This is a genomic window from Micromonospora sp. NPDC047187 (assembly GCF_040643355.1).
Taxonomy (GTDB): domain Bacteria; phylum Actinomycetota; class Actinomycetes; order Mycobacteriales; family Micromonosporaceae; genus Micromonospora; species Micromonospora salmantinae.
Genome location: NZ_JBEYUF010000019.1, coordinates 32,645 through 52,343 on the forward strand (window position 1 = coordinate 32,645; position 19,699 = coordinate 52,343).

Sequence of the window (19,699 nt, forward strand, 5' to 3'; positions counted from 1 at the left end):
GCGGGCGGCGATCAGCCGGCCAGCAGTGCCGTCATGCGTTCCGCCTGCGCCTCCCAGCGCCACTCCCGTTCCACCCACGCCCGGCCAGCCGCTCCCAGCTGACGGGCCAAGTCCCGGTCGGCGAGCAGCCGGGCGACCCGGTCGGCGAGCTGGGCGACGTCCCGACCGCGCACGACGTAGCCGGTCTCCCCCTCCCGGACCGCGTCCGGTGCGCCCCCGGAGTCACCGGCCACCACCGGCAGGCCGGTCGCGGATGCCTCCAGGTAGACGATGCCCAGCCCTTCGACGTCGAGGCCACGGTTTCGGGTGCGGCACGGCATCGCGTAGACGTCACCGGCCGCGTAGTGCGCCGGCAACTCGACCGACGGCACCGTGCCGGTGAACACCACGTCCCGTTCCACACCGGTCTGGCGGGCCAGCTTCTCCAGGGTCGCCCGGTACGGCCCGCCACCGACGATCAGCAGCGCCGCGTCGGGCACCCGGCGCCGGATCTCCGGCAGGGCCCGGATCAGGGTGTCCTGACCCTTGCGCGGCACCAGCCGGGACACGCAGACGACCACCGGTCGGTCGGTCAACCCGAGCCGGGCCCGGACCTGTTCACCGTCCACGCTCGGGTGGTAGGTGTCCACGTCGACCCCCGGCGCGAGGCGGCGCAACTCGGTCACCCCGTCCAGCACCCGGGCCAACCGGCTGCGGGTGTACTCGCCGAGATAGGTGGTCACGTCCACACCCCGACCGATGCGCCGCAGCGCCGGCCGGGCGGCCGGCACCGCCGCCCAACCGATCTCGTGGCCATGGGTCTGCGCCACCACCCGGTGGATGCCGGCCCGCCGCCGCAGGCCGGCCGCGAGAAGGCCCAGCGGGGCCGCCGCGCCGAACCACACCGTGTCGCAGTCGTACGCGCGAGCCAACCGGGCCGCCCTGCGGGCGATCAACGGGGTGGGCAACAACACCCGGGTACGCTCCCGGATCACCTCGAACGGCTGGTCGGCGTCGAACTTGGCGGCCCCGCGCCAGCTCGACGCGTAGACGACCACCGAACCCGCCGGTTGACGGACCGCGAGGTTGTGCACGAACGACTGGATCCCACCCGGGCGGGGCGGAAAGTCATTGGTGATCAGCAGGGTGCGGCTCATCGGCCGACCTCCCGGGCGTACGCGCGGGCGGCGGCCATCCGCTCCACCGTGGACGGATGTGAGGCCGAGTAGAGGTATTCCCAGCGGGGCGGGTCGGGGTCGCCGAGGTTGACCGAGCCGAGCCGACGCTGCATCGACTCGAAGGACTCCGGGTCGTTGGTGAGCGCGAGCGCGTGCGCGTCGGCCCGCGCCTCCACCCGTCGGGACATCAGCGCCTGCACCGGAGCGGCAACCAGCCCGGCCACCGTGACCAGGGCGACCAGCAGCGGGAACGCGCGCGGTTGGGCCACCGAGTCGACACCGGCCAGCCGCAACAGTGGCCCCCACGAGCCGAGCAGGTAGAGCGCCACCACGGCGGCCGCGGCGCCCAACGCCCCGGTCAGCGTGCCGGCCGCCACGTCGGAGTCCTTCGCGTGCCCCAACTCGTGCGCCACGACGGCGGTCACCTCGGCCGGGGTCGCCTCGCGCAGCAGCGTGTCGTAGACGACCACCCGTCGGGTCGGCCCGAGACCGGAGACGTACGCGTTGACCGCCCTGGTACGCCGGGAGGCGTCGGCGACCAGCACGTCGCGCACCGGCACCCCGTCGCGGGCGGCCATGCTCATCAGCTCGGTGCGCAACGGGCCCTGCTGCATCGGGGTGAACCGGTTGAACACCGGCTCCACCAGCACCGGCAGCACGAACGACAGCAGCACCACAAGCACCGCGGCGCCGGCCGCACCGAACGCCCACCACCAGCGTGGCGCGAGCCGGATGACCGCGTAGAAGCCGAACAGCGCCACCGCGCCGATCACCGCGCTGACGGCGTACGACTTGAGCAGGTCGACCGCCCAGCCGCTCCAGCCGTTGGTGCTCAACCCGTAGCGGGTGAGCACGCTCTGCCGCCAGGCGGCGAACGGGAGCGTCACCAGGTCCGCGACGAGCACCACCGCCAGCCCGCCGAGCACAGCCTGCGCTGCCCAGTGCCCACCGAACGGCCGGCCCACCAGCTCGACCAGGCGACTGCCCAGCGGGGTCAACCCGAGCGCGAGGGCGATCAGCAGCCCAACGGCGAGCGCGGCATAGCCACCGGGACGCAGCGCGGCCCGGAACTCCCGCCCCTTGGCGACCTGCTCGGACGGCAGGTCGCCCAGCGCGGCGAGCTGGTCGGCCCGGGGTGCCGGCGGGCGGTGCCACGGGATGAGCAGCGCGGCCAGCACGACCAGCGCGAGGGTCAGCCCGGCCAGGGTCAGCAGCGCCCAGCCGCGCGGGGTCACCGCGTCACCACCCGTTGTTCCCCGTTCATCGCGCCGCTCCTCCCGCCGTGACCGCTCATCCTATGGCCCGCGAAAAGCCCGCTTCCGGGCGCGGTGTCGCGCTCAGGCGACGCGGCGGGTGGCGCGACGGCGAGCCGCCTCCGGGCGCGCGGGCGCGACCAGCACCTCGACGTCGAAGCCGGCCCGGGCGAACACCTCGATGGCCTCGACCTCGGCGGCGACCAACCCGGCCGCCGGGGACGTCTCGTCGAACAGGGCGGTCAGTGGGCAGCCGGAACAGCCGTCGGCCCGCTTCGCGCACCCGTCGCAGTCGATGAGCATCAACCCTCCTGATCGGCTCGCGGCACCCGGGCGACTCCTGCCGTCGCCGGCCGAGCACCGTCGGTGACATCGACACTAACCACCGGGTACGACAGGAACCCCGTCCGACCGCCCGTTTCAGGGCTGGATCCACTCCAGATCAGCGATATCGGGGTATCCCACCCGGCTGGCCGTCGCTGGCGAGGTCTCAGCCCTGTGCGTCGAGGTCACGCAATGCGAAGCGGAGGTGCTGCCACTCCTCGCCGAAGATCACGTGAAGGCAGTGCAGGACGGACACGATGTGCTCGGGCCACCAGGCGCTCGGCCGAGGCTCGGCGAGCAACTCCGGCGTGACAGTCGCGAGGAAGTCGCGCACCATGGCCTGTCGCTCGGCCCGCACCTGGAGGACCGCCTCGAAGGTCGGCTGCTCGGTGGCGAAGACCGACATGTCGAAGCCGTCGGTCTCGTACTCGACGTGCGACTGACCGAGCGGGTGGAACGGCTGGGGCAGGCGCAGGATCGCCTTGCCCAACCACGCGTCCGCGGCGAACACGAGATGACGCAGCGTCTGCGCGAACGACCACTCACCGTCGATCGAGACGTCGACCGCACCCTCGGGCATGGACACAGCCCGGTCGACCGCCGCCGCCCAGGCTCCTTCGATCGCCGCCCACCCCTCGCGCAGGTCGTCCGGGTCCTTGGCCAGCCGGAGATCGCGCCCGGGGAACCGTCGGTTGAGCTGGGCCTCGACCAACGGCACGACATCGACGCCGTTGACCACGAGCGTGCCTTCGGCCAACCACGGCGCGTCGATGTCCAGGCCATCAACGTCGACGCCGCGCATCACCGCACCGGCCAGTGTCGAGCGGTTGAACCGCGCACCCCGCAGGTTCTCGTCGACGAAGACCGTGACGTCGTCCTGTGCCATCGCGGCTCCCATCCCTCGGCGGTCGCGGCGATGCTAACGACGGGGTGGGACAGGTTCAGGCACAGTGCGACGGGTGGCGCGCCCGCCGGGCTCGCCCAACCAGCGCCGGGAGCCGGCCCGTCGACGTGTCGGCCCGCTGTGGTCAGGAGCGGGCGAGCCGCCGCAGCAGCGAGTCCGCGCCCAGCGGATACGCGCCGTGCCGGCGTACCCCGTCGGCGACCTCGCGGTCCGACGAGACGACCACCACCGGCCGGCCCGCCGGCTCGGCGCGGACCAGTCGCCGGATCAGCTCGTCGGCGGTCTCGCCCTTGCGGGAGAAGAGCACCCGCACGCCGCGCGGGGCGGGCGGCAGCCCGTGCATCCGTTCGGCCCCGTCGAAGACCACTGTGACCTCGTCGCCGGTCTGCGCGGCGATCCCGCCCAGCCCGGTGATCAGGCGTTTGCGCTGCTGCTCCAGAGACATCTCGCCGAAGCCACGCTTGGTGACGTTGTAGCCGTCCACCACGAGGTGCGCCCGGGGCAGGGCGAGCAACTGGTCGAGCCGGGCCGGGTCGTCGGTGTCGCGGGCGCGGGCGGCAGGGCCGGCCGGGGCGGTGCCCGGCTGCTCGGCGAACGCGTCGGCGACGAAGTCGGCGGGGAGTTTGTCCACCGGGTCGAGCGCCAGCTCCCGGCGCAGCCCGACGGCGGCCTGGCCGATGGTCTCCAGGAGCAGCCAGAGCCGGGCGTCGTCGACCGAGCGCGCCTCCTTGGCGCTGGCCCGGGCCACCCCGGCAGCGGCCTCGGCCTCGGCCAGCCGGGCCCGGGCGCGGCGGAGTTCGGCGTCCACGTCGGCGCTGGCGCGGGCGGCCCGGCCGCGCTCGGTGGCCAGCAGCTCGGTGGCCTTCCGCTCGCGGGCCTGGGTCTCCCGCAGGGTGCGGGCCACCTGTCGGGACTCCTCGCGGAGCTGACCCAGCTCCTCACGGACGCGGGCCAACTCGTCGCGGAGCTTCTCGGCCTCGACCCGGGCCACCGCGCGGTCGTGCTCGGCCCGGGTGGCCCGCTGCTCGGCCTCGCGGACCAACTCGGCGACGACGGCGCTGTCCGCCTCGGCGCGCACGGCCGCGCCGCTGGCGTCGATCAGCTCCCGCCAGCCACGGGGCCGGGCCAAGTAGGCCAGCGCGGCCACCTCGACCGGGTCGGCGGCCGCCGGCGCGGTGCCCTCGACCACTGCCGCACCGAGGTCACCGGCGTCGGCCAGGACCCGCGCGGTGACCCGCTGCCGGAACAGCGGGTCGGCGGTGAGCTGGGCGGCGATGACCGGCGCGCCGAGCCGGGCGCGCCGGTTGGGGGCGAACTTGGCCACCCGGCGCAACGGCACCGGGACCTCGTCGGTGGGGAGGGTGGGCAGCACCGCGGCGGTCAGCGTCACGATCCGCTGCCGAACCGGCTCGGGCAGGGTCGGCTCCGGCTCGGCGGCGGGACCGTCGCCCGTCGTCGTCGGGTCCGATGCACCAGATGTGTCGTTGACTACGTTGTCGTCCGGGTTGCCCACAGCACCGTCGAGTGCGACCGGGTCCTCCTGCGGGAGGTGGTCGTCGTACGGCTCGGTGAGGGGCATGTGGCAAGTCTCCCACCGCGACCGGGCCCACCGCCCGGTGAGTGAGCCGATCTCTCATCCTAGCCCCATGGTGACGGATGGGACGGCTGCGACGGGAGTGTCGGACCGGGGCGCTAGCGTGCCGCCGATGGCACAGGCGGAGTACGTCCAGGAGTCACTGGCCGGTCTCGACCCGGCGGTGGGCGGGGTGGACCCGGCGCTGCCGCTCTACGCGACGACGTTCGTGGTGGTCGACCTGGAGACCACCGGGGGCGCGCCGGACGGCGGCGGCATCACCGAGATCGGCGCGGTAAAGGTGCGCGGTGGCGAGCGGTTGGGGGTGCTGGCGACCCTGGTCAACCCGGGCCAGCCGATTCCGCCGTTCATCACAGTGCTGACCGGCATCACCCAGGCCATGCTGGTGCCGGCGCCACCGATCGAGCAGGTGCTGCCGAGCTTCCTGGAGTTCATCGACGACGCGGTGCTGGTGGCCCACAACGCCCCGTACGACGTGGGCTTCCTCAAGGCCGCCTGCGCCAAGCACGGCTACCGCTGGCCCAACCCCCGGGTCCTGGACACGGCGGCGCTCGCCCGCCGGGTGCTGACCCGCGACGAGGTGCCCAACCGCAAGCTGGGCACCCTGGCCGCCTACTTCCGGACCGCCACCCAGCCCACCCACCGGGCGTTGGACGACGCGAAGGCCACCGTCGACGTGCTGCACGGGCTGATCGGCCGGCTCGGCGGGCACCGGGTGGACACCGTCGGCGACGCCATCGAGTTCGCCCGCGCTGTCACCCCGACCCAGCGTCGCAAACGGCACCTGGCCGAGGGGCTGCCCAAGGTCCCGGGGGTCTACATCTTCCGGGCCGCCGACGACCGGCCGCTCTACGTGGGCACCTCGGTCGACATCGCCACCCGGGTGCGCAGCTACTTCACCGCCGGCGAGAAGCGGGCCCGGATCTCCGAGATGCTGGGCGCGGCCGAGCGGGTCGAGGCGGTGGAGTGCGCCCACTCGTTGGAGGCGGAGATCCGCGAGCTGCGGTTGATCGCCGCGCACGCCCCGCCGTACAACCGCCGGTCCAAATACCCGGAACGAATGGTCTGGCTCAAGCTGACCGACGGTCCGTACCCTCGGCTGTCGATCGTCCGCGACCTCTCCCCCACCGACACCGCGTACCTCGGGCCGTTCACCTCCCGGCGGGCCGCCGAGCTGGCCGCCGCCGGTTTCCACGATGCGGTGCCGCTGCGCCAGTGCACGCACCGGCTGTCGCTGCGCACCGTCACGCCGGCCTGCGCGCTGGCCGAGCTGGGTCGCTGCCCGGCGCCCTGCGAACACAAGATCACCCCCGAGGAGTACGACGACAGCGCCGCCGCGCCCTTCCGTACCGCGACCGCCAGCGATCCGCAGCCGGTGGTGGACGCGCTGCTCGCGCGGATCGACGTGCTCTCCCGCGACCAGCGCTACGAGGAGGCCGCCGTGGTGCGGTCCCGGCTGGCCGCCGTGCTGCGGGCCACAATGCGGATGCAGCGGCTGGCCGCGCTGACCGGGATCGTCGAGTTGGCCGCGGCCCGGCCGGCCGCCCGCGGCGGCTGGGAGTTGGCGCTGGTCCGGCACGGCCGACTGGCCGGCGCGGGGGTGTCCCCACCGGGCGTGCACCCGCGTCCCACGTTGACCACGATCCGGGCCACCGCCGAGACGGTGTCGGGCGGGCACGGCCCGGTGCCGGCCGCCACCGCCGAGGAGTCGGAGCGGATCCTGTCCTGGTTGGAGCGACCGGAGACCCGACTCGTCGAGATGTCCTCCGGTTGGTCCTCTCCGGCGAGTGGCGCGGGCCGGTTCCGTGACCTGCTGGCGAAGGCCGAGGGCGGCGCGTCCCACCAACTCTCGACCGAACGCTCATGACCAACTGACCGATCGGACTACGTCGACTCGCTTAGGCTGTTAGAGAAGTGCAGTCCTGCCCGATTCGTGGGCCTGCTCCCCCGCCGGGTTCCGGCGATGTGGAGCCGGGGTGAGGAGGTGTCCCTCGTGGACGTCGACGCCGGACACGGCGCCGCCCTGGGGGGCGCCCTGCCGACACAGCCGGGTGAGCTGCCGCTCGCCCGCCGGCTGCGGTCGTTGCTCAGTTGGCCGACCACCGACTCGGACCCGGTCACCCAGCTGGTCCGCACCCATCGGGGCATCCACGCCGGCACCGATCCCGCGGTGCTGCGCCGTGCCTACACGATCGCGGAGAACATGCACCGCGGGCAGTTCCGCAAGAGCGGGGAACCGTACATCACCCATCCCCTCGCGGTGGCGCAGATCTGCGCCGAGCTGGGGATGGACACCATCACCCTGGTCGCGGCGCTGCTGCACGACACCGTGGAGGACACCCGCTACACCCTTCAGGCGCTCTCCGAGGACTTCGGCGGCGAGGTGGCCCACCTGGTCGACGGGGTGACCAAGTTCGACAAGGCGTTCTACGGCAAGGCCGCCGAGGCGGAGACGGTTCGCAAGATGATCGTCGCGGCCGCCAAGGACGTCCGGGTGCTGATCATCAAGCTGGCCGACCGGCTGCACAACATGCGGACGCTCGGGGTGCGCTCCGCGTCGTCGCGGGAACGGATCGCCCGTAAGACCCAGGAGGTGCTGGTCCCGCTCTGTGACCGGCTGGGCATCCAGACCCTCAAGCGCGAGCTGGACGACGTGGTGCTGCTGCACCTCGAGCCCGACGAGCACGCCCGGCTGGCCCGGCACGTGCACGATCGGCCGGGCTGGGATTCGTACCTCGACTCGGTGGTCACCCGGGCCCGGGTGGCGCTGCGCCGCAGCCGGGTCGACGCCGACGTGAGCCCTCGTCCCCGGCACCTCTACTCGATCTGGAAGGACACCATCGCCGGCGGCCACACCGCCCCGTACGACCTGCCCCGCATCGTGGTGGTGGTCGACGGCCCGGCCACCGACTGTTACGCCGCGCTGGGCGCGATCCACGGCACCTGGCGACCGATGCCCGGCCGTTTCAAGGACTTCATCGCCTCACCGAAGAACAACCTCTACCGTTCGCTGCACACCAGCGTCTGCGGCCCTCAGGACCGCACAGTGGAGGTGCTGATCCGCACCGAGGAGATGCACCGCGCGGCCGAGTACGGCATCGCCGCCGACTTCCGTTTTCCCCGCTCCGGCAGCAGCACCGCCGCGGCCCGTGCCGAACAGCTGGACTGGCTGCGCCGGGTGCTCGACTGGGAGCCGGACGCCGCCGACCCGGCACAGTTCTACGAGTCGCTGCGCTGCGACCTGGCCGAGGGGCAGATCCAGGTCTTCGCCGACGGACGGCAGGTCGTGCTGCCAGCCGGTGCCACGCCTGTCGACCTCGCGTACGAGCTGGGCAACGACCGCGGCGACCACTGCCTCGCCGCACGCATCAACGGTCGGTTGGCCCCGCTCAGTTCGGAGCTGGACGAGGGCGACGTGGTGGAGATCTTCACCGAGAACGACGGCGACAACGGCTTCGAGGCCGGTGTGGCACCGCGCGGCCCCCGGCGGGAGTGGCTGACCTTCGTCAAGTCGCCGCACGCGCAGATGCAGATCAACAGGTGGTTCGCCGAGCACACCGAGCCGGGCATCACGATCAGCGACAAGGTGCGCCTCGGTCGGGCCACCATCGGGCTCGCCCTACGCCAACACAACCGGGGCCTCGCCAGTGACCTGCCACTGCTGCGCCTCTCCGAGGAGTTGGGCTACCCCGACCTGGAGACCCTGTTGGTAGCGGTCTTCGACCGGGTGATCGAACCGGACACCGTGGTCCGCCAGCTCATCGACCTGGTCGACCATCGACAGTGACCCGGCGGGCCCCAGCGGGACCGAGGGACATTCGTGACCACTAGCCTGGAGTCATGATCCCCCGCTCCCGCGCCACCGGTCGGGCCCTTTTCTACCAGGCCTTCTATCGGCTGCCGCTGCCGGTGCGTCGACGCCTGGTCCGGTTGGCCGTGCCCAAGTACATCGTCGGCGCGGTGACCCTGGTCCGGGACACCGAGGCGACGGGCGCGGGTCGGTTGCTCATGCTGCGCCAGCCGCCCGGCAAGGGTTGGTCACTCCCCGCCGGCCTGCTCAACCGGGGTGAGGCCCCGGTGGTGGGCGCGGCCCGTGAGCTGTTCGAGGAGTCCGGCGTCCGGCTCCCACCGTCGCGGCTGCGTCCGGCGGTGCCGAACGCGATCGTGCACGCCAAGGGCTGGGTGGACATGGTCTTCGAGGCCGAGGTGCCGGCGTCCAGCACCGAGCTGACAGTCGACGGCGGGGAGGTCTTCGAGGCCGCCTGGCACCCCCTGGACGACCTGCCCAAGCTGACCTGGCCGACGGCCCGGCTGCTCGCCTACTACGACATCGGGCCGCTGGCCGGGCAGTTCCCGCCGCCGGTGCCCGACGACACCCCGTGACCGGCGCGGCCGGTGTGCCGGCGGAGCTGTGCGCTGTGGTGCTGGCCGCCGGCGAGGGCACGCGGCTGCGCCCGCTCACCGAACGGCTGCCCAAGGCACTCTGTCCGGTGGGCAACGTGCCCCTGCTGGATCGGGCGTTGGCGCGGCTGGCCGGCCTGGGCCTGACCGGTCCCGGGCGGGTCGCGGTGAACGCCTGCTACCTCGGCGACCAGGTGGTGGCGCACGTCGGCGACCGCGCACACCTGTCGGTGGAGCCGGGCGACCCGCTGGGCACCGCGGGCGGGGTGGCCAACCTGCGGGACTGGATCGACGGGCGGCCGGTGCTGGTCGGCAACGCCGACGCGTACCTCGCCGACCCGGCTGCTCCCCCGGGCCCGGACGTGGCCGCCCTGCTCGACGGCTGGGACGGGCACACCGTACGCCTGCTCGGCCAGCCCGCCGCGGACCCGGCGGCGCCGGGCACCTTCGCCGGGCACTGCTTCACCGGGTTCTCGCTGCTGCCCTGGCGGCTGGTCCGGGACCTGCCGGTCGTCTTCTCGGACCTGGTTCGCGCCGTGTGGCGTCCGGCCGAGGCGGCTGGCGCCCTGACCGTGGTGCCGTACCCGGGCACCTTCTTCGACACCGGCACCCCGGCCGACTACCTGGCGGCCAACCTGCACGCCGCGGCCGGCGGCGTTCTCGTCGCGGAGTCCGCGAGGGTGACCGGCCACTGCGTGGAGTCGGTCGTCGGCGCGGGCGCGCGGGTGGACGGTGACGTGTCCCGCACAGTGGTGTGGCCGGGCGCGACAGTACGGGCCGGCGAGCGGCTGCGGAACGTGATCCGGGCCGGGAGCGACCTGACAGTGCCCTGCCCCGCCCAGGGCTGAGCCCCGGCGGCTCCCGCCTCCGGTCCCGGGACGAAACATCTAGCATGGGCGACGACGCCGACGAACGGAGAAATGCCCCGTGATCACCGCGATCGTGCTGATCGACTGCGCCACCGATGCGATCCCCGAGGTGGCGGAGAACCTGGCCAACCTTCCCGGTGTCAGCGAGGTCTACTCGGTGGCCGGGCACGTCGACCTCATCGCCATCGTCCGGGTCCGCGAGTTCGACCAGATCGCCCAGGTCATCGCGGGCAGCATCTCCAAGGTCCCGGGAGTGCTCAACACCGAGTCGCACATCGCCTTCCGGGCGTACTCGCAGCACGACCTGGAGGAGGCGTTCGCGATCGGTCTGGCCAGCGCCGACTGACCCGCTCGCCGTTTCGGGGGCCGTGCCGGCCGCACGGCGGCGCGTGGCGCGCGCAGGGCGGCCGGCCCACCGCGAGGGTGGACCGGCCGTCTGCTGTGGCTACGTCAGCTCTCGCTGGGAGCCGGTACCTCGGTGCTGCCGCCGCCCGGAGCCGGCGACTCGGTGCCGGTGCCGCCCGGAGCCGGCGACTCGGTGACAGTGCCGCCCGGAGCCGGGGACTCAGTGCCGGTGCCGCCCGGGCTGGGCGTACCGCTGGCGCTGGTCTGCGGGACCGGGATGCCCAGCTTGTTGGCGAGCGCCACCAACTCGTCGTAGTGCGTCTGCAGCGTCGGAAGCGCCGTCTGCGCCAGCTGGACCACCGACTGCTCGGAGCCCTGCGAGATCTCCGTCTGGGTGGCCTGGATGGCCTGGACGTGGCCGGCCAGCTCACTGGTCACCCAGAGCCGGTCGAACTCCGCGCCGCTGGCGTTGTTCAGCTGGTCGATGACCGCCTGCTGATCGGCGCTGGGCTCGTTCGGCAGTTCCACCCCGAGCTGCGACGCGGTCTGCTGCACCGTCTGGTCCAGCTGGGTGTGGTCGGTCTTCAGCATCGCGCCCAGGTCCTTGACCCCCTGGTCCTGACCCTTCTGCTGAGCCAGGTCACCAGCGGTGATCTCGAACAGGTTGACCTGGTGTACCGCCTGCAGGTACTGGGTGTCCTGCGTTGACGGCTGTGCCGCGGCCTGCGCGGCCGCAGCCGGCGCGACACCGACAAGTACCAGCGCGGCCAACAGGCCGAGGCGTTTGATACCCAACATGCTTCCCCCCCTTGAGACGTTGGACCGCACGGATACCCGGCTCACCGGGGTTATTCCTGCGATCGCCCGCCGCGCGGGGTCGACCGGTCCCATCAGGGGCGTCCGACTCCTGGTCGGATGGGTCGGGGGTGTGGATACGACGGAGCGCCCGCCGGATTCCGGCGGGCGCCCCGTAACGGTGCGACTGGGCGGTCAGCGGCGGCTCTCGCCGCTGCCGATCTCCTCGCGCTCGGGCCGGGCCTCGACCGGCGGGTGCCCCGGCGAGACAGGCGCCTCGACCGGCTTCTCGATCGGGTAGAAGAAGCCCCGGATGGCCGGCCCGAGGGCCCCCAGCCGGTTCATCTTCTTGGGCACGACCCAGCCGACGTAGTCGAGTTGGCCGTGACCGTCCGCGTGCCCGTTGGACGCGCTGAGCGGCTGGTGCACCTCGACGAACCGGCCGTCCGGCATGCGCCGGATGATGCCCGTCTCGACGCCGTGCGCGAGGACCTCCCGGTCGTGCTGCTGCAGACCCAGGCAGAGCCGGTAGGTGACGTAGTACGCCAGCGGCGGGACCACCAGCAGGCCGATGCGGCCCGCCCAGGTCATCGCGTTCAGGCTGATCTGGAACTTGTCCGCGATCACGTCGTTGGCGCCGGAGAGCGTCAGCACGATGTAGAACGAGACGGCCATGGCGCCGACGGCGGTCCGGGCCGGAGCGTCCCGGGGACGCTCGAGCAGGTTGTGGCTCTTGCGGTCCTTGAGGTGCCGGGCTTCCAGGAACGGGTACATCGTCGACAGGCCCACCAGGATGCCGGGCAGCACCACCGTCGGCCAGAACAGCGGCGGGATGACGTACCCGTCGCCGAGCGGGATGTTGATTTCCCAGGCCGGCATGAGTCGGGTCGACCCGTCGAGGAACATGACGTACCAGTCGGGCTGGCTGGCGGCCGAGACCACCCACGCCTCGTACGGGCCGAACAACCAGATCGGGTTGATCTGGAACAGACCGCCCATCAGCGCGATGACGCCGAAGACGACCATGAAGAAGCCGCCCTGCTTCAGCGCGTACCGCGGGAACATCCGCTCGCCGACCACGTTGTTGTTGGTCCGGCCGGGGCCGGGCCACTGCGTGTGCTTCTGCTTGAAGACCAGACCCAGGTGGACGCTGATCAGCGCGACCAGCAGACCCGGGATGAGCAGCACGTGGGCGATGAAGAACCGGCTGATGATGATCGTGCCCGGGAACTCGCCAGCGAAGACCGACGAGGTGACCCAGGAGCCGATCACCGGGATGGACAGCATGATCGCCGAAGCGATCCGCAGGCCGGTGCCGGACAGGCCGTCGTCCGGCAGCGAGTAGCCGGTGAAGCCGGCCAGGAAGCCGACCCAGAACAGCAGCGAACCGATGATCCAGTTGGTCTCACGCGGCTTGCGGAAGGCGCCGGTGAAGAAGACCCGCAGCATGTGCACGACGATCGCGGCCATGAACAGCAGCGCCGCCCAGTGGTGCATCTGCCGCATCACCAGACCGCCGCGGACGTCGAACGAGATGTCCAGGCTGGAGGCGTACGCGGCGGACATCGGGGTGCCCTGCAACGGCGCGTAGCTGCCGTTGTAGACCACCTCGGTCATCGCCGGCTCGAAGAAGAAGGTGAGGAACACACCGGTCAGCAGCAGCACGACGAACGAGAAGAGCGCGATCTCGCCGAGCAGGAAGGACCAGTGGTCCGGGAAGACCTTGTTCAGCAGCTTGCGCAGCGGGGTGGCCACCGCGAAGCGGTCGTCCACTCCCACCGCGGCCTTGCCCGGCGTCGCCGCAAGGTCAAACTTTCGACGCTTCATGGCCGCTCCCAGAAATCAGGCCCGACGGTCTCGGTGTAGTCGGACTTCGCCACGAAGAAGCCCTCGGAGTCCACCTCGATCGGCAGCTGCGGCAGCCGGCGGCTGGCGGGGCCGAAGATTGGCCGGGCGTTGTCGGTGATCAGGAACTGGGACTGGTGGCACGGGCAGAGCAGCCGGTTGGTCTGCTGCTCGTACAGGCTGGCCGGGCATCCCGCGTGCGTGCAGATCTTGGAGAACGCCGCGTAGTTGCCCCACATGTAGTCGCCGTGGCCGATCTTCTCGTTGGCCCGGCGCGACTCCTGCGCGTCCGAGTCGCGGAGGTGGATCAGCAGCGTCGGCGAGTCGGCGTGCTTGTTGCTCACACCGTGGTCGATGCCGGGGAAGACGGTCAGCTGCCCACCGGTGCTGATGTCCGCCGGACGGACCGGACGGCCGTCCTCGCGGACCAGGCGGATCCGCTCGCCGCCCTCGGCCGTGGCGAACCCGGTGGTGAACATCTGGTTGTTCTTGTGCGGCTGCGAGATCAGGCCGCCGACCAGCGGCGCCGCGGCGACCGCGGCGACCGGCGCGAGACCGGCCAGCAGCGAGATGCCGAGCAGGGGACGACGCTTCACGCCCAGCTCGTCCGCCATGTAGAGCATGGTCTGGCCGGTGATGGTGCGGCCTTCGGAGTCCACCTGGCCCTCGTGCCGGTCCTGGATCGAGACCTCCTTGGGCAGCAACTTCTTGCCCCAGGTCAGGATGCCGAAGCCGACGGCGAGCAGCGCCACGCCGAGGGTGAAGCCGAGCAGCGGGGTGTAGAACTTGTCGCCGCCCCGGCCCGCCTCGTACTGCCACGGCCACCAGATGTAGATGGCCAGGAAGGCGGTCGCGGCCAGGCCGGTGATCAGGAAGAAGCCGGCGACCACCCGGGTCAGCCGACGCTCCGCCTTGGTGCCCGGCAGCACCTGCGGCTCGTAGTGGACGATCTCGATGTCGTCCCGACGCGCGCCTTCACGAACGATGTCGAACCGGGTCAGCTTGGGGTCGTTCACGTCGAGCGGCTCCGGGCCCTGTGGGGCCTGGTGCTCGGGGTGGGTGCTCATGCCGTCACCTCGCTACGGGTGGCGCCGAGCGGCACCACAGCACTGAATCGGATGGCCTGCTCGATCACGACTTACCCGCAATCCACAGGCTAGCGAAGACGAGCGCCACGATGCCAACCAGGAAGATCGCCAGGCCCTCGGTGGACGGGCCGTACCGTCCGAGGTTGAACCCACCCGGGTCCTGGTCGTGCTTCAGCGTCTCCTGGATGTAGGCGATGATGTCGGCCTTCTGCTCCGGCCGGAGCTGGTTGTCGCCGAACACCGGCATGTTCTGCGGGCCACTCAGCATCGCCGCGTAGATCTGGCGGTCGGTCGCGGGGTGCAGGCTCGGGGCGAACTTGCCCGAGGAGAGCGCACCGCCGCCACCACCGAACGCGTGGCACTGCGAGCAGTTGATCCGGAACAGCTCACCGCCGGAGGCGATGTTGCCGTCCTCGCGGAGGTCGTCGCCCTCGGGCACGACCGGGCCGCCGCCAAGCTCCTGGATGTACTGGGCCAGCTGACGGGTCTGCTCGTCGGTGAAGACCGGGGGCTTGCGGTGCGCCTGGGCCTCCTGGCGGGCCATCGGCATCCGCCCGGAGCTGACCTGGAACTCGACCGATGCCGCGCCGACGCCGATCAGGCTCGGCCCGCGGCCCTCGACACCCTGGGCGTTGCGGCCGTGGCAGGTCACGCAGCTCACGTCGAACAGCGCCTTGCCCTCGGCGGCGGCGCCGGTCAGCTGCGGGTTGTCCTGCGCCTGGGCGCCCGGGGCGAAGACGGTGTACGCGCCACCGGCGAGCATCAGCGCGGCGATCAGCCGGACCGCGGCGCCCAGCCGGCGGCGGCCCCTGCTGCGCGCGGCGGGCCGCTCACGCAACCGCGCGAGCAGACCGCGTCGGCGGTCGTTGTCAGAAGTCATGAGCGGTGTCCTTAACCGGTTGGACCTGTCTCAGGGGACGGAGCAGCAGCGCGGAATGTGACGCGCAAGATCACTGGAGCCAGTAGATCATGGCGTACAGCCCGATCCACACGACGTCGACGAAGTGCCAGTAGTACGACACGACGATCGCCGACGTCGCCTGCGCCGGAGTGAACCGGCCCATGGTCGTACGGACCATGAAGATGATGAAGGCGATCAGACCACCGGTCACGTGCAGGCCGTGGAAGCCGGTGGTCAGGTAGAACACCGACCCGTACCCGTCTTCGTTGATCTTGATGCCGTCGGCGACCAGGTGCCGGTACTCGTTCAGCTGGCCGAGGACGAAGATCAGGCCCATCACGAAGGTGACGGTGAACCAGCGCCGCAGCGCGTGCACGTCACCCTTCTCCGCCGCGAAGACGCCGAGCTGGCACGTCACCGAGGACAGCACCAGGATCACCGTGAAGGTGGTCGCGTACGGGATGTTCAGCGCCTCGGTGTGCTTCTCCCACTGCTCCGGCGCAGCCGCGCGGATGGAGAAGTACATCGCGAACAGCGCCGCGAAGAACATGAGTTCGCTGGAGAGCCACACGATCGTCCCGACGCTGACCATGTTTGGTCGGGTCAGAGAGTGGATCCGGCTCTTGTCAATGGCTGGGGCCGCAGTCACGCCGTCATTATTGCCCCTGACCGGGGCCGCCGATCAGCGGGGTGGCAAACCCGCGCCTTCCGTGGCCCGAGCGTCAGGGTCCGGTTCACCTGGCCTAGCCTGAAAAGCGTGCTGCACGTCGATCCGATCTTCGCCGCCACCTCGGCCCCGCCGCCGTTCACCGTCGGCGCGGTGCTGACCGAGACCCGGCTGGACAGCTGGCTGGCCCTCGGCCTGGTGCTCGCCGCCGGCCTGTACCTCTACGGGGTGTACCGGCTGCGCCTGCGGGGCGACCGCTGGCCGATCGCCCGTACCGTGTTCTTCCTCGGCCCCGGCCTGGGCGGCATCGCGCTCGTCACGGTCAGTGGGCTGCACGCGTACGACACCGCGCTGCTGTCCGTGCACATGATCCAGCACATGGTGCTGTCCATGGTGGCGCCGATCTTCCTGGCGCTGGGCGCGCCGATGACCCTGGCCCTGCGGACCCTGCCGGTCGGGCCACGCAAGCGCCTGCTCGCGATCGTGCACAGCCGCGTCGCCCGGGTCTACAGCTTCCCGCTGGTGGCGTTCGCCATCTTCGTGGTCAACCCGTTCGTGCTGTACTTCAGTGACCTGTACCGCTACACCCTCGAACACGCCTGGGCGCACGAGCTGGTGCACGCGCACTTCATCATGACCGGCTGCGTGTTCTTCTGGCCGCTGCTCGGCCTCGACCCGCTGCCCGGCCGCTGGCCGTACCCGGCGCGTGCGCTGCTGATGCTGCTCTCCGTGCCGTTCCACACAGTGCTCGGCCTCACCATCATGCAGAGCAGCACGCTCTTCGGCGGGGACTGGTACCCGTCGCTCAACCTCGGTTGGGTCGACCCGTGGCAGGACCAGGTGGTCGCCGGCGGCATCCTCTGGGCCGGTGGCGAGTTCGTCAGTGTGACCATGCTCGCGGTGCTGGTGGTGCAGTGGGTCAAGCAGTCCGAGCGGGAGGCCCGCCGGGTGGACCGCGAGCTGGACCGCCAGGAGGCCCGCGAACGCGCCGCCGACGCCGCGCCGGCCTGAGCTGCCCGGACGGTACGCCCCGACCCGCGACGCCGGGCGGGATGTCGGCTACGTCACGCCGACCGGTACGATCTGCGGGCAGCTACGAGGTGGGAGTTCCGGCATGACCGATCGTCTTTGCACCGTGTTGCTCTACAGCGACGACCCGCAGGTCCGTGATCGGATGCGGATGGCCGTCGGCACCCGGCCCGCTCCCGGTCTGCAGATCGAGTTCGTCGAGGCGTCGACCTACGCGGAGACGATCCGGCTGGTCGACGACTACGAGATCGACCTGCTGCTGCTCGACGGTGAGGCGAGCCCGGGCGGCGGCATCGGCATCGCCCGCCAGGTCAAGGACGACCGCGACGACGCTCCCCCGACCTGCCTGGTGATCGCCCGCGCCGCCGACCGATGGCTCGCCGCGTACGCCGAGGTCGACGCGACGCTGGTGCACCCGCTCGACCCGGTGACCACCGGCGGCACGGTGGCCGAGTTGCTGCGGACGCACGCACCCGCCTGACGTCCCACGCTCCTCCGGCACCCCCACGGCGCCGGATCTCCTCGGCGCCGGTTCCAGCCCACCCGCACTTCGCATGCTCGGGAGGCCCGCCATGGGCGATCGGACCTGGCCGCACCTGCTCAACGCGCTGCTGCGCGGTGACGAACTCTCCACCGCCGACACCGCCTGGGCGATGGACGAGATCATGACCGGCTCGGCGAGCGCGGCGCAGATCGCCGCCTTCGCCGTGGCGCTGCGGGCCAAGGGGGAGACCCCCGCGGAGCTGGCCGGCCTGGTGCAGGCGATGCTCGGTCGCGCGGTCCCGGTGACGCTCCCCGAGGAGCTGCGCCGCACCGCGCTCGACGTGGTCGGCACCGGCGGTGACCTCGCCCACACGGTGAACATCTCCACGATGACGGCGCTGGTGGTCGCCGGCACGGGCGTTCGTGTGGTGAAGCACGGCAACCGGGCCGCCTCCTCCCTGTGCGGCACCGCCGACCTGCTGGAGTTCCTCGGCATCCCGCTGGATCTCGGCCCGGAGCAGGTTGCCCGCTGTGTCGAGGAGGCCGGCATCGGGTTCTGCTTCGCGGCCCGCTTCCACCCTGGGATGCGGCACGCCGGCCCGGTCCGCCGCGAGGTGGGCGTGCCCACCTTCTTCAACTTCCTCGGCCCACTGACCAACCCGGCCCGCCCTCGGGCCGGCGCGGTCGGCTGCTTCGACCTGCGGATGGCCCCGGTGATGGCCAGCGTGTTCGCGGCCCGTGGCGACTCGGCGATCGTGATGCGCGGCGAGGACGGGCTGGACGAGTTCACCACCGCCGCGCCGACCAGGATCTGGGCGGCCCAGGGCGGCACCGTACGCGAGGTCGTGCTGGACGCGACCGACCTGGGGGTACCCCGGTCCACCCTCGCCGACCTGCGGGGCGGTGACGCCGCGTACAACGCGGGCGTGGCCCGTCGCCTGCTGGCCGGCGAGACGGGCCCGGTCCGGGACGCGGTGCTGGTCAACGCGGCGGCGGCGCTGGCCACCCAGGGCCCGCTGGACGGCGACCTGACCGAGGCGCTCCGCGCCGGCCTGGCCCGTGCGGCCGAGTCGATCGACTCCGGCGCGGCCGCCGCGACCCTGGACCGCTGGATCGAGACCGCCAGCGCCGCCTGACCTCACCACCGCCGCGGACGCCGATGAGTGGGCGACCGTGCTCGGAGATTTGTCGGACCCGTCTGGGAAACTACAGCTGAGTAGTTCTCTGCTGCCGTCGGTGCGTCACTGTCGCATCCGGGGGCGGTCCGCCTGGTATCCGAGAGGAGACGCCCGTGTCGCATCGCGAGCTCTACTGCGACGTCTGCGAGGGCGTGGCGCTGTTCGAGGCGCCGCCCTGCGTCGACAGCCACGGCACCGACTGTCCAGAGCTGATCTGCACCGACTGCGGCGCCGCCGTGGTGGTCGGCACGTTCGCCTTCCCGGTCACCCTGCTGGCCGCCCGCCGCCGCCAGCCCGCCCGCCGCCGCGCTGCCTGACCACAGCACCGCCCGGGCCACCCGAGGCGGGGGTGGAACATGACCGAAGGCCCGCTCCCCCACTCGGGGAACGGGCCTTGGTCGTGCCGGGTCGGTCGCGACGGCGACCGGGTGGGTCAGTGCTCGGCGGTACGCCGGGTGCCGCTGTAGTACTCGAACAGGAGCCCACAGGCAGAGAAGACGACGGCCAGCAGGCCGGCGCCGATCAGCCAGTACTGCCAGAACACCATGCCGAGCGCGGCGATCGCGGCGGCCAGCGCCAGACCGAACGGCCAGTAGCTGCCCGGGCTGAAGAAGCCGACCTCACCGGCGCCGTCGGCGATCTCAGCGTCCGGGCGGTCCTCCGGGCGCAGGTCGATGCGGCGGGAGACGAACCAGAAGAAACCACCGCACATCGAGCAGAGCAGGAACGACAGCAGCAGGGCGATGGTGCCGACCCACTCGACGCCGCCCGACTCCCCCTGCGTCCAGGCGCCGTAGAGGATGGTGGCACCGAGGAGGAACCCGGCGATGATCAGGAAGATACGCCACTCGGTCTTCATGCGGCTG

At 71.8% G+C, this 19,699-nt stretch carries 20 protein-coding genes; 9 read left to right on the top strand and 11 right to left on the bottom strand.

Annotated elements, in window-relative coordinates; translation table 11 throughout:
- Positions 1-11: 11 nt before the first annotated feature.
- From ABZ794_RS25010 to ABZ794_RS25030, 5 genes are all read right to left on the bottom strand, one after another.
- On the bottom strand, positions 12-1,136 hold the full coding sequence (locus ABZ794_RS25010; RefSeq protein ID WP_238690603.1) for a glycosyltransferase family 4 protein: 1,125 nt from the start codon (positions 1,134-1,136) through the stop codon (positions 12-14).
- Positions 1,133-2,392: a M48 family metalloprotease gene (locus ABZ794_RS25015; protein ID WP_357517814.1), complete on the bottom strand. Its 1,260-nt coding sequence runs from the start codon at positions 2,390-2,392 to the stop codon at positions 1,133-1,135. The genes ABZ794_RS25010 and ABZ794_RS25015 overlap by 4 nt, the downstream gene beginning before the upstream one ends.
- Positions 2,393-2,494: 102 nt before the next feature.
- A complete protein-coding gene (locus tag ABZ794_RS25020) occupies positions 2,495-2,713 on the bottom strand; it encodes a hypothetical protein (protein WP_210785084.1) in 219 nt (72 codons plus the stop codon).
- Between the two features lie 187 nt (positions 2,714-2,900).
- On the bottom strand, positions 2,901-3,620 hold the full coding sequence (locus tag ABZ794_RS25025; protein ID WP_357517816.1) for a DinB family protein: 720 nt from the start codon (positions 3,618-3,620) through the stop codon (positions 2,901-2,903).
- A gap of 142 nt (positions 3,621-3,762) precedes the next feature.
- Positions 3,763-5,217: an NYN domain-containing protein gene (locus ABZ794_RS25030; protein ID WP_357517818.1), complete on the bottom strand. Its 1,455-nt coding sequence runs from the start codon at positions 5,215-5,217 to the stop codon at positions 3,763-3,765.
- A 127-nt stretch (positions 5,218-5,344) separates the two neighbouring features.
- On the opposite strand from ABZ794_RS25030, the gene ABZ794_RS25035 reads away from it, so the two are divergent.
- The 5 genes from ABZ794_RS25035 (at position 5,345) to ABZ794_RS25055 (ending at position 10,848) form a co-directional block, all read left to right on the top strand.
- Entirely contained in the window at positions 5,345-7,099 is a 1,755-nt protein-coding gene (locus ABZ794_RS25035) for a DEDD exonuclease domain-containing protein (protein WP_357517820.1), read from the top strand.
- Between the two features lie 126 nt (positions 7,100-7,225).
- Positions 7,226-9,019 carry an HD domain-containing protein gene (locus ABZ794_RS25040; protein WP_357517902.1) on the top strand — a complete coding sequence of 598 codons (1,794 nt, stop codon included), beginning with the start codon at positions 7,226-7,228 and terminating at the stop codon, positions 9,017-9,019.
- A gap of 53 nt (positions 9,020-9,072) precedes the next feature.
- On the top strand, positions 9,073-9,615 hold the full coding sequence (locus ABZ794_RS25045) for an NUDIX domain-containing protein (protein ID WP_091407528.1): 543 nt from the start codon (positions 9,073-9,075) through the stop codon (positions 9,613-9,615).
- Positions 9,612-10,481 (top strand): sugar phosphate nucleotidyltransferase, encoded by an 870-nt coding sequence (locus ABZ794_RS25050; RefSeq protein ID WP_357517822.1) that lies wholly within the window; start codon positions 9,612-9,614, stop codon positions 10,479-10,481. The genes ABZ794_RS25045 and ABZ794_RS25050 overlap by 4 nt, the downstream gene beginning before the upstream one ends.
- A 79-nt stretch (positions 10,482-10,560) precedes the next feature.
- Positions 10,561-10,848 (top strand): Lrp/AsnC ligand binding domain-containing protein, encoded by a 288-nt coding sequence (locus ABZ794_RS25055; protein ID WP_074313163.1) that lies wholly within the window; start codon positions 10,561-10,563, stop codon positions 10,846-10,848.
- Positions 10,849-10,952: 104 nt separating this feature from the next.
- On the opposite strand, the gene ABZ794_RS25060 is transcribed toward ABZ794_RS25055, so the two are convergent.
- The 5 genes from ABZ794_RS25060 to ABZ794_RS25080 all read right to left on the bottom strand — a co-directional run bounded on the left by ABZ794_RS25060 (position 10,953) and on the right by ABZ794_RS25080 (position 16,125).
- Positions 10,953-11,645 carry a DUF4142 domain-containing protein gene (locus ABZ794_RS25060; protein ID WP_357517824.1) on the bottom strand — a complete coding sequence of 231 codons (693 nt, stop codon included), beginning with the start codon at positions 11,643-11,645 and terminating at the stop codon, positions 10,953-10,955.
- A gap of 192 nt (positions 11,646-11,837) precedes the next feature.
- Positions 11,838-13,469 (bottom strand): ubiquinol-cytochrome c reductase cytochrome b subunit, encoded by a 1,632-nt coding sequence (locus ABZ794_RS25065; RefSeq protein WP_210785090.1) that lies wholly within the window; start codon positions 13,467-13,469, stop codon positions 11,838-11,840.
- Positions 13,466-14,554, bottom strand: a complete 1,089-nt coding sequence (locus ABZ794_RS25070; protein ID WP_210785091.1) for a Rieske 2Fe-2S domain-containing protein — start codon at positions 14,552-14,554, stop codon at positions 13,466-13,468. The genes ABZ794_RS25065 and ABZ794_RS25070 overlap by 4 nt, the downstream gene beginning before the upstream one ends.
- 64 nt (positions 14,555-14,618) lie before the next feature.
- Positions 14,619-15,455 (bottom strand): cytochrome c, encoded by an 837-nt coding sequence (locus ABZ794_RS25075; RefSeq protein WP_210785092.1) that lies wholly within the window; start codon positions 15,453-15,455, stop codon positions 14,619-14,621.
- A gap of 70 nt (positions 15,456-15,525) precedes the next feature.
- Positions 15,526-16,125, bottom strand: a complete 600-nt coding sequence (locus tag ABZ794_RS25080; RefSeq protein WP_112582810.1) for a heme-copper oxidase subunit III — start codon at positions 16,123-16,125, stop codon at positions 15,526-15,528.
- 99 nt (positions 16,126-16,224) lie between these two features.
- Between ABZ794_RS25080 and ABZ794_RS25085 the strand changes: the two genes are divergently transcribed.
- The 4 genes from ABZ794_RS25085 to ABZ794_RS25100 all read left to right on the top strand — a co-directional run bounded on the left by ABZ794_RS25085 (position 16,225) and on the right by ABZ794_RS25100 (position 19,150).
- Positions 16,225-17,154 (top strand): cytochrome c oxidase assembly protein, encoded by a 930-nt coding sequence (locus ABZ794_RS25085; RefSeq protein ID WP_112676787.1) that lies wholly within the window; start codon positions 16,225-16,227, stop codon positions 17,152-17,154.
- A 103-nt stretch (positions 17,155-17,257) separates the two neighbouring features.
- Positions 17,258-17,653, top strand: coding sequence for a hypothetical protein (locus tag ABZ794_RS25090; protein ID WP_091407513.1), 396 nt, complete (start codon positions 17,258-17,260; stop codon positions 17,651-17,653).
- 91 nt (positions 17,654-17,744) lie between these two features.
- On the top strand, positions 17,745-18,791 hold the full coding sequence (trpD, locus tag ABZ794_RS25095; RefSeq protein ID WP_238690601.1) for an anthranilate phosphoribosyltransferase: 1,047 nt from the start codon (positions 17,745-17,747) through the stop codon (positions 18,789-18,791).
- 155 nt (positions 18,792-18,946) lie between these two features.
- Positions 18,947-19,150, top strand: a complete 204-nt coding sequence (locus tag ABZ794_RS25100; protein WP_210785094.1) for a hypothetical protein — start codon at positions 18,947-18,949, stop codon at positions 19,148-19,150.
- A gap of 116 nt (positions 19,151-19,266) precedes the next feature.
- On the opposite strand, the gene ABZ794_RS25105 is transcribed toward ABZ794_RS25100, so the two are convergent.
- On the bottom strand, positions 19,267-19,692 hold the full coding sequence (locus ABZ794_RS25105) for a cytochrome c oxidase subunit 4 (RefSeq protein ID WP_210785095.1): 426 nt from the start codon (positions 19,690-19,692) through the stop codon (positions 19,267-19,269).
- Between the last annotated feature and the right edge of the window lie 7 nt (positions 19,693-19,699).

Coding starts and splice junctions, on each gene's coding strand:
- ABZ794_RS25010 (WP_238690603.1), bottom strand. CDS start 1,136: ATGAGCCGCACCCTGCTGATCACCAATGACTTTCCGCCCCGCCCGGGT.
- ABZ794_RS25020 (WP_210785084.1), bottom strand. CDS start 2,713: ATGCTCATCGACTGCGACGGGTGCGCGAAGCGGGCCGACGGCTGTTCC.
- ABZ794_RS25025 (WP_357517816.1), bottom strand. CDS start 3,620: ATGGCACAGGACGACGTCACGGTCTTCGTCGACGAGAACCTGCGGGGT.
- ABZ794_RS25030 (WP_357517818.1), bottom strand. CDS start 5,217: ATGCCCCTCACCGAGCCGTACGACGACCACCTCCCGCAGGAGGACCCG.
- ABZ794_RS25035 (WP_357517820.1), top strand. CDS start 5,345: ATGGCACAGGCGGAGTACGTCCAGGAGTCACTGGCCGGTCTCGACCCG.
- ABZ794_RS25045 (WP_091407528.1), top strand. CDS start 9,073: ATGATCCCCCGCTCCCGCGCCACCGGTCGGGCCCTTTTCTACCAGGCC.
- ABZ794_RS25060 (WP_357517824.1), bottom strand. CDS start 11,645: ATGTTGGGTATCAAACGCCTCGGCCTGTTGGCCGCGCTGGTACTTGTC.
- ABZ794_RS25065 (WP_210785090.1), bottom strand. CDS start 13,469: ATGAAGCGTCGAAAGTTTGACCTTGCGGCGACGCCGGGCAAGGCCGCG.
- ABZ794_RS25070 (WP_210785091.1), bottom strand. CDS start 14,554: ATGAGCACCCACCCCGAGCACCAGGCCCCACAGGGCCCGGAGCCGCTC.
- ABZ794_RS25075 (WP_210785092.1), bottom strand. CDS start 15,455: ATGACTTCTGACAACGACCGCCGACGCGGTCTGCTCGCGCGGTTGCGT.
- ABZ794_RS25090 (WP_091407513.1), top strand. CDS start 17,258: ATGACCGATCGTCTTTGCACCGTGTTGCTCTACAGCGACGACCCGCAG.
- trpD (WP_238690601.1), top strand. CDS start 17,745: ATGGGCGATCGGACCTGGCCGCACCTGCTCAACGCGCTGCTGCGCGGT.
- ABZ794_RS25105 (WP_210785095.1), bottom strand. CDS start 19,692: ATGAAGACCGAGTGGCGTATCTTCCTGATCATCGCCGGGTTCCTCCTC.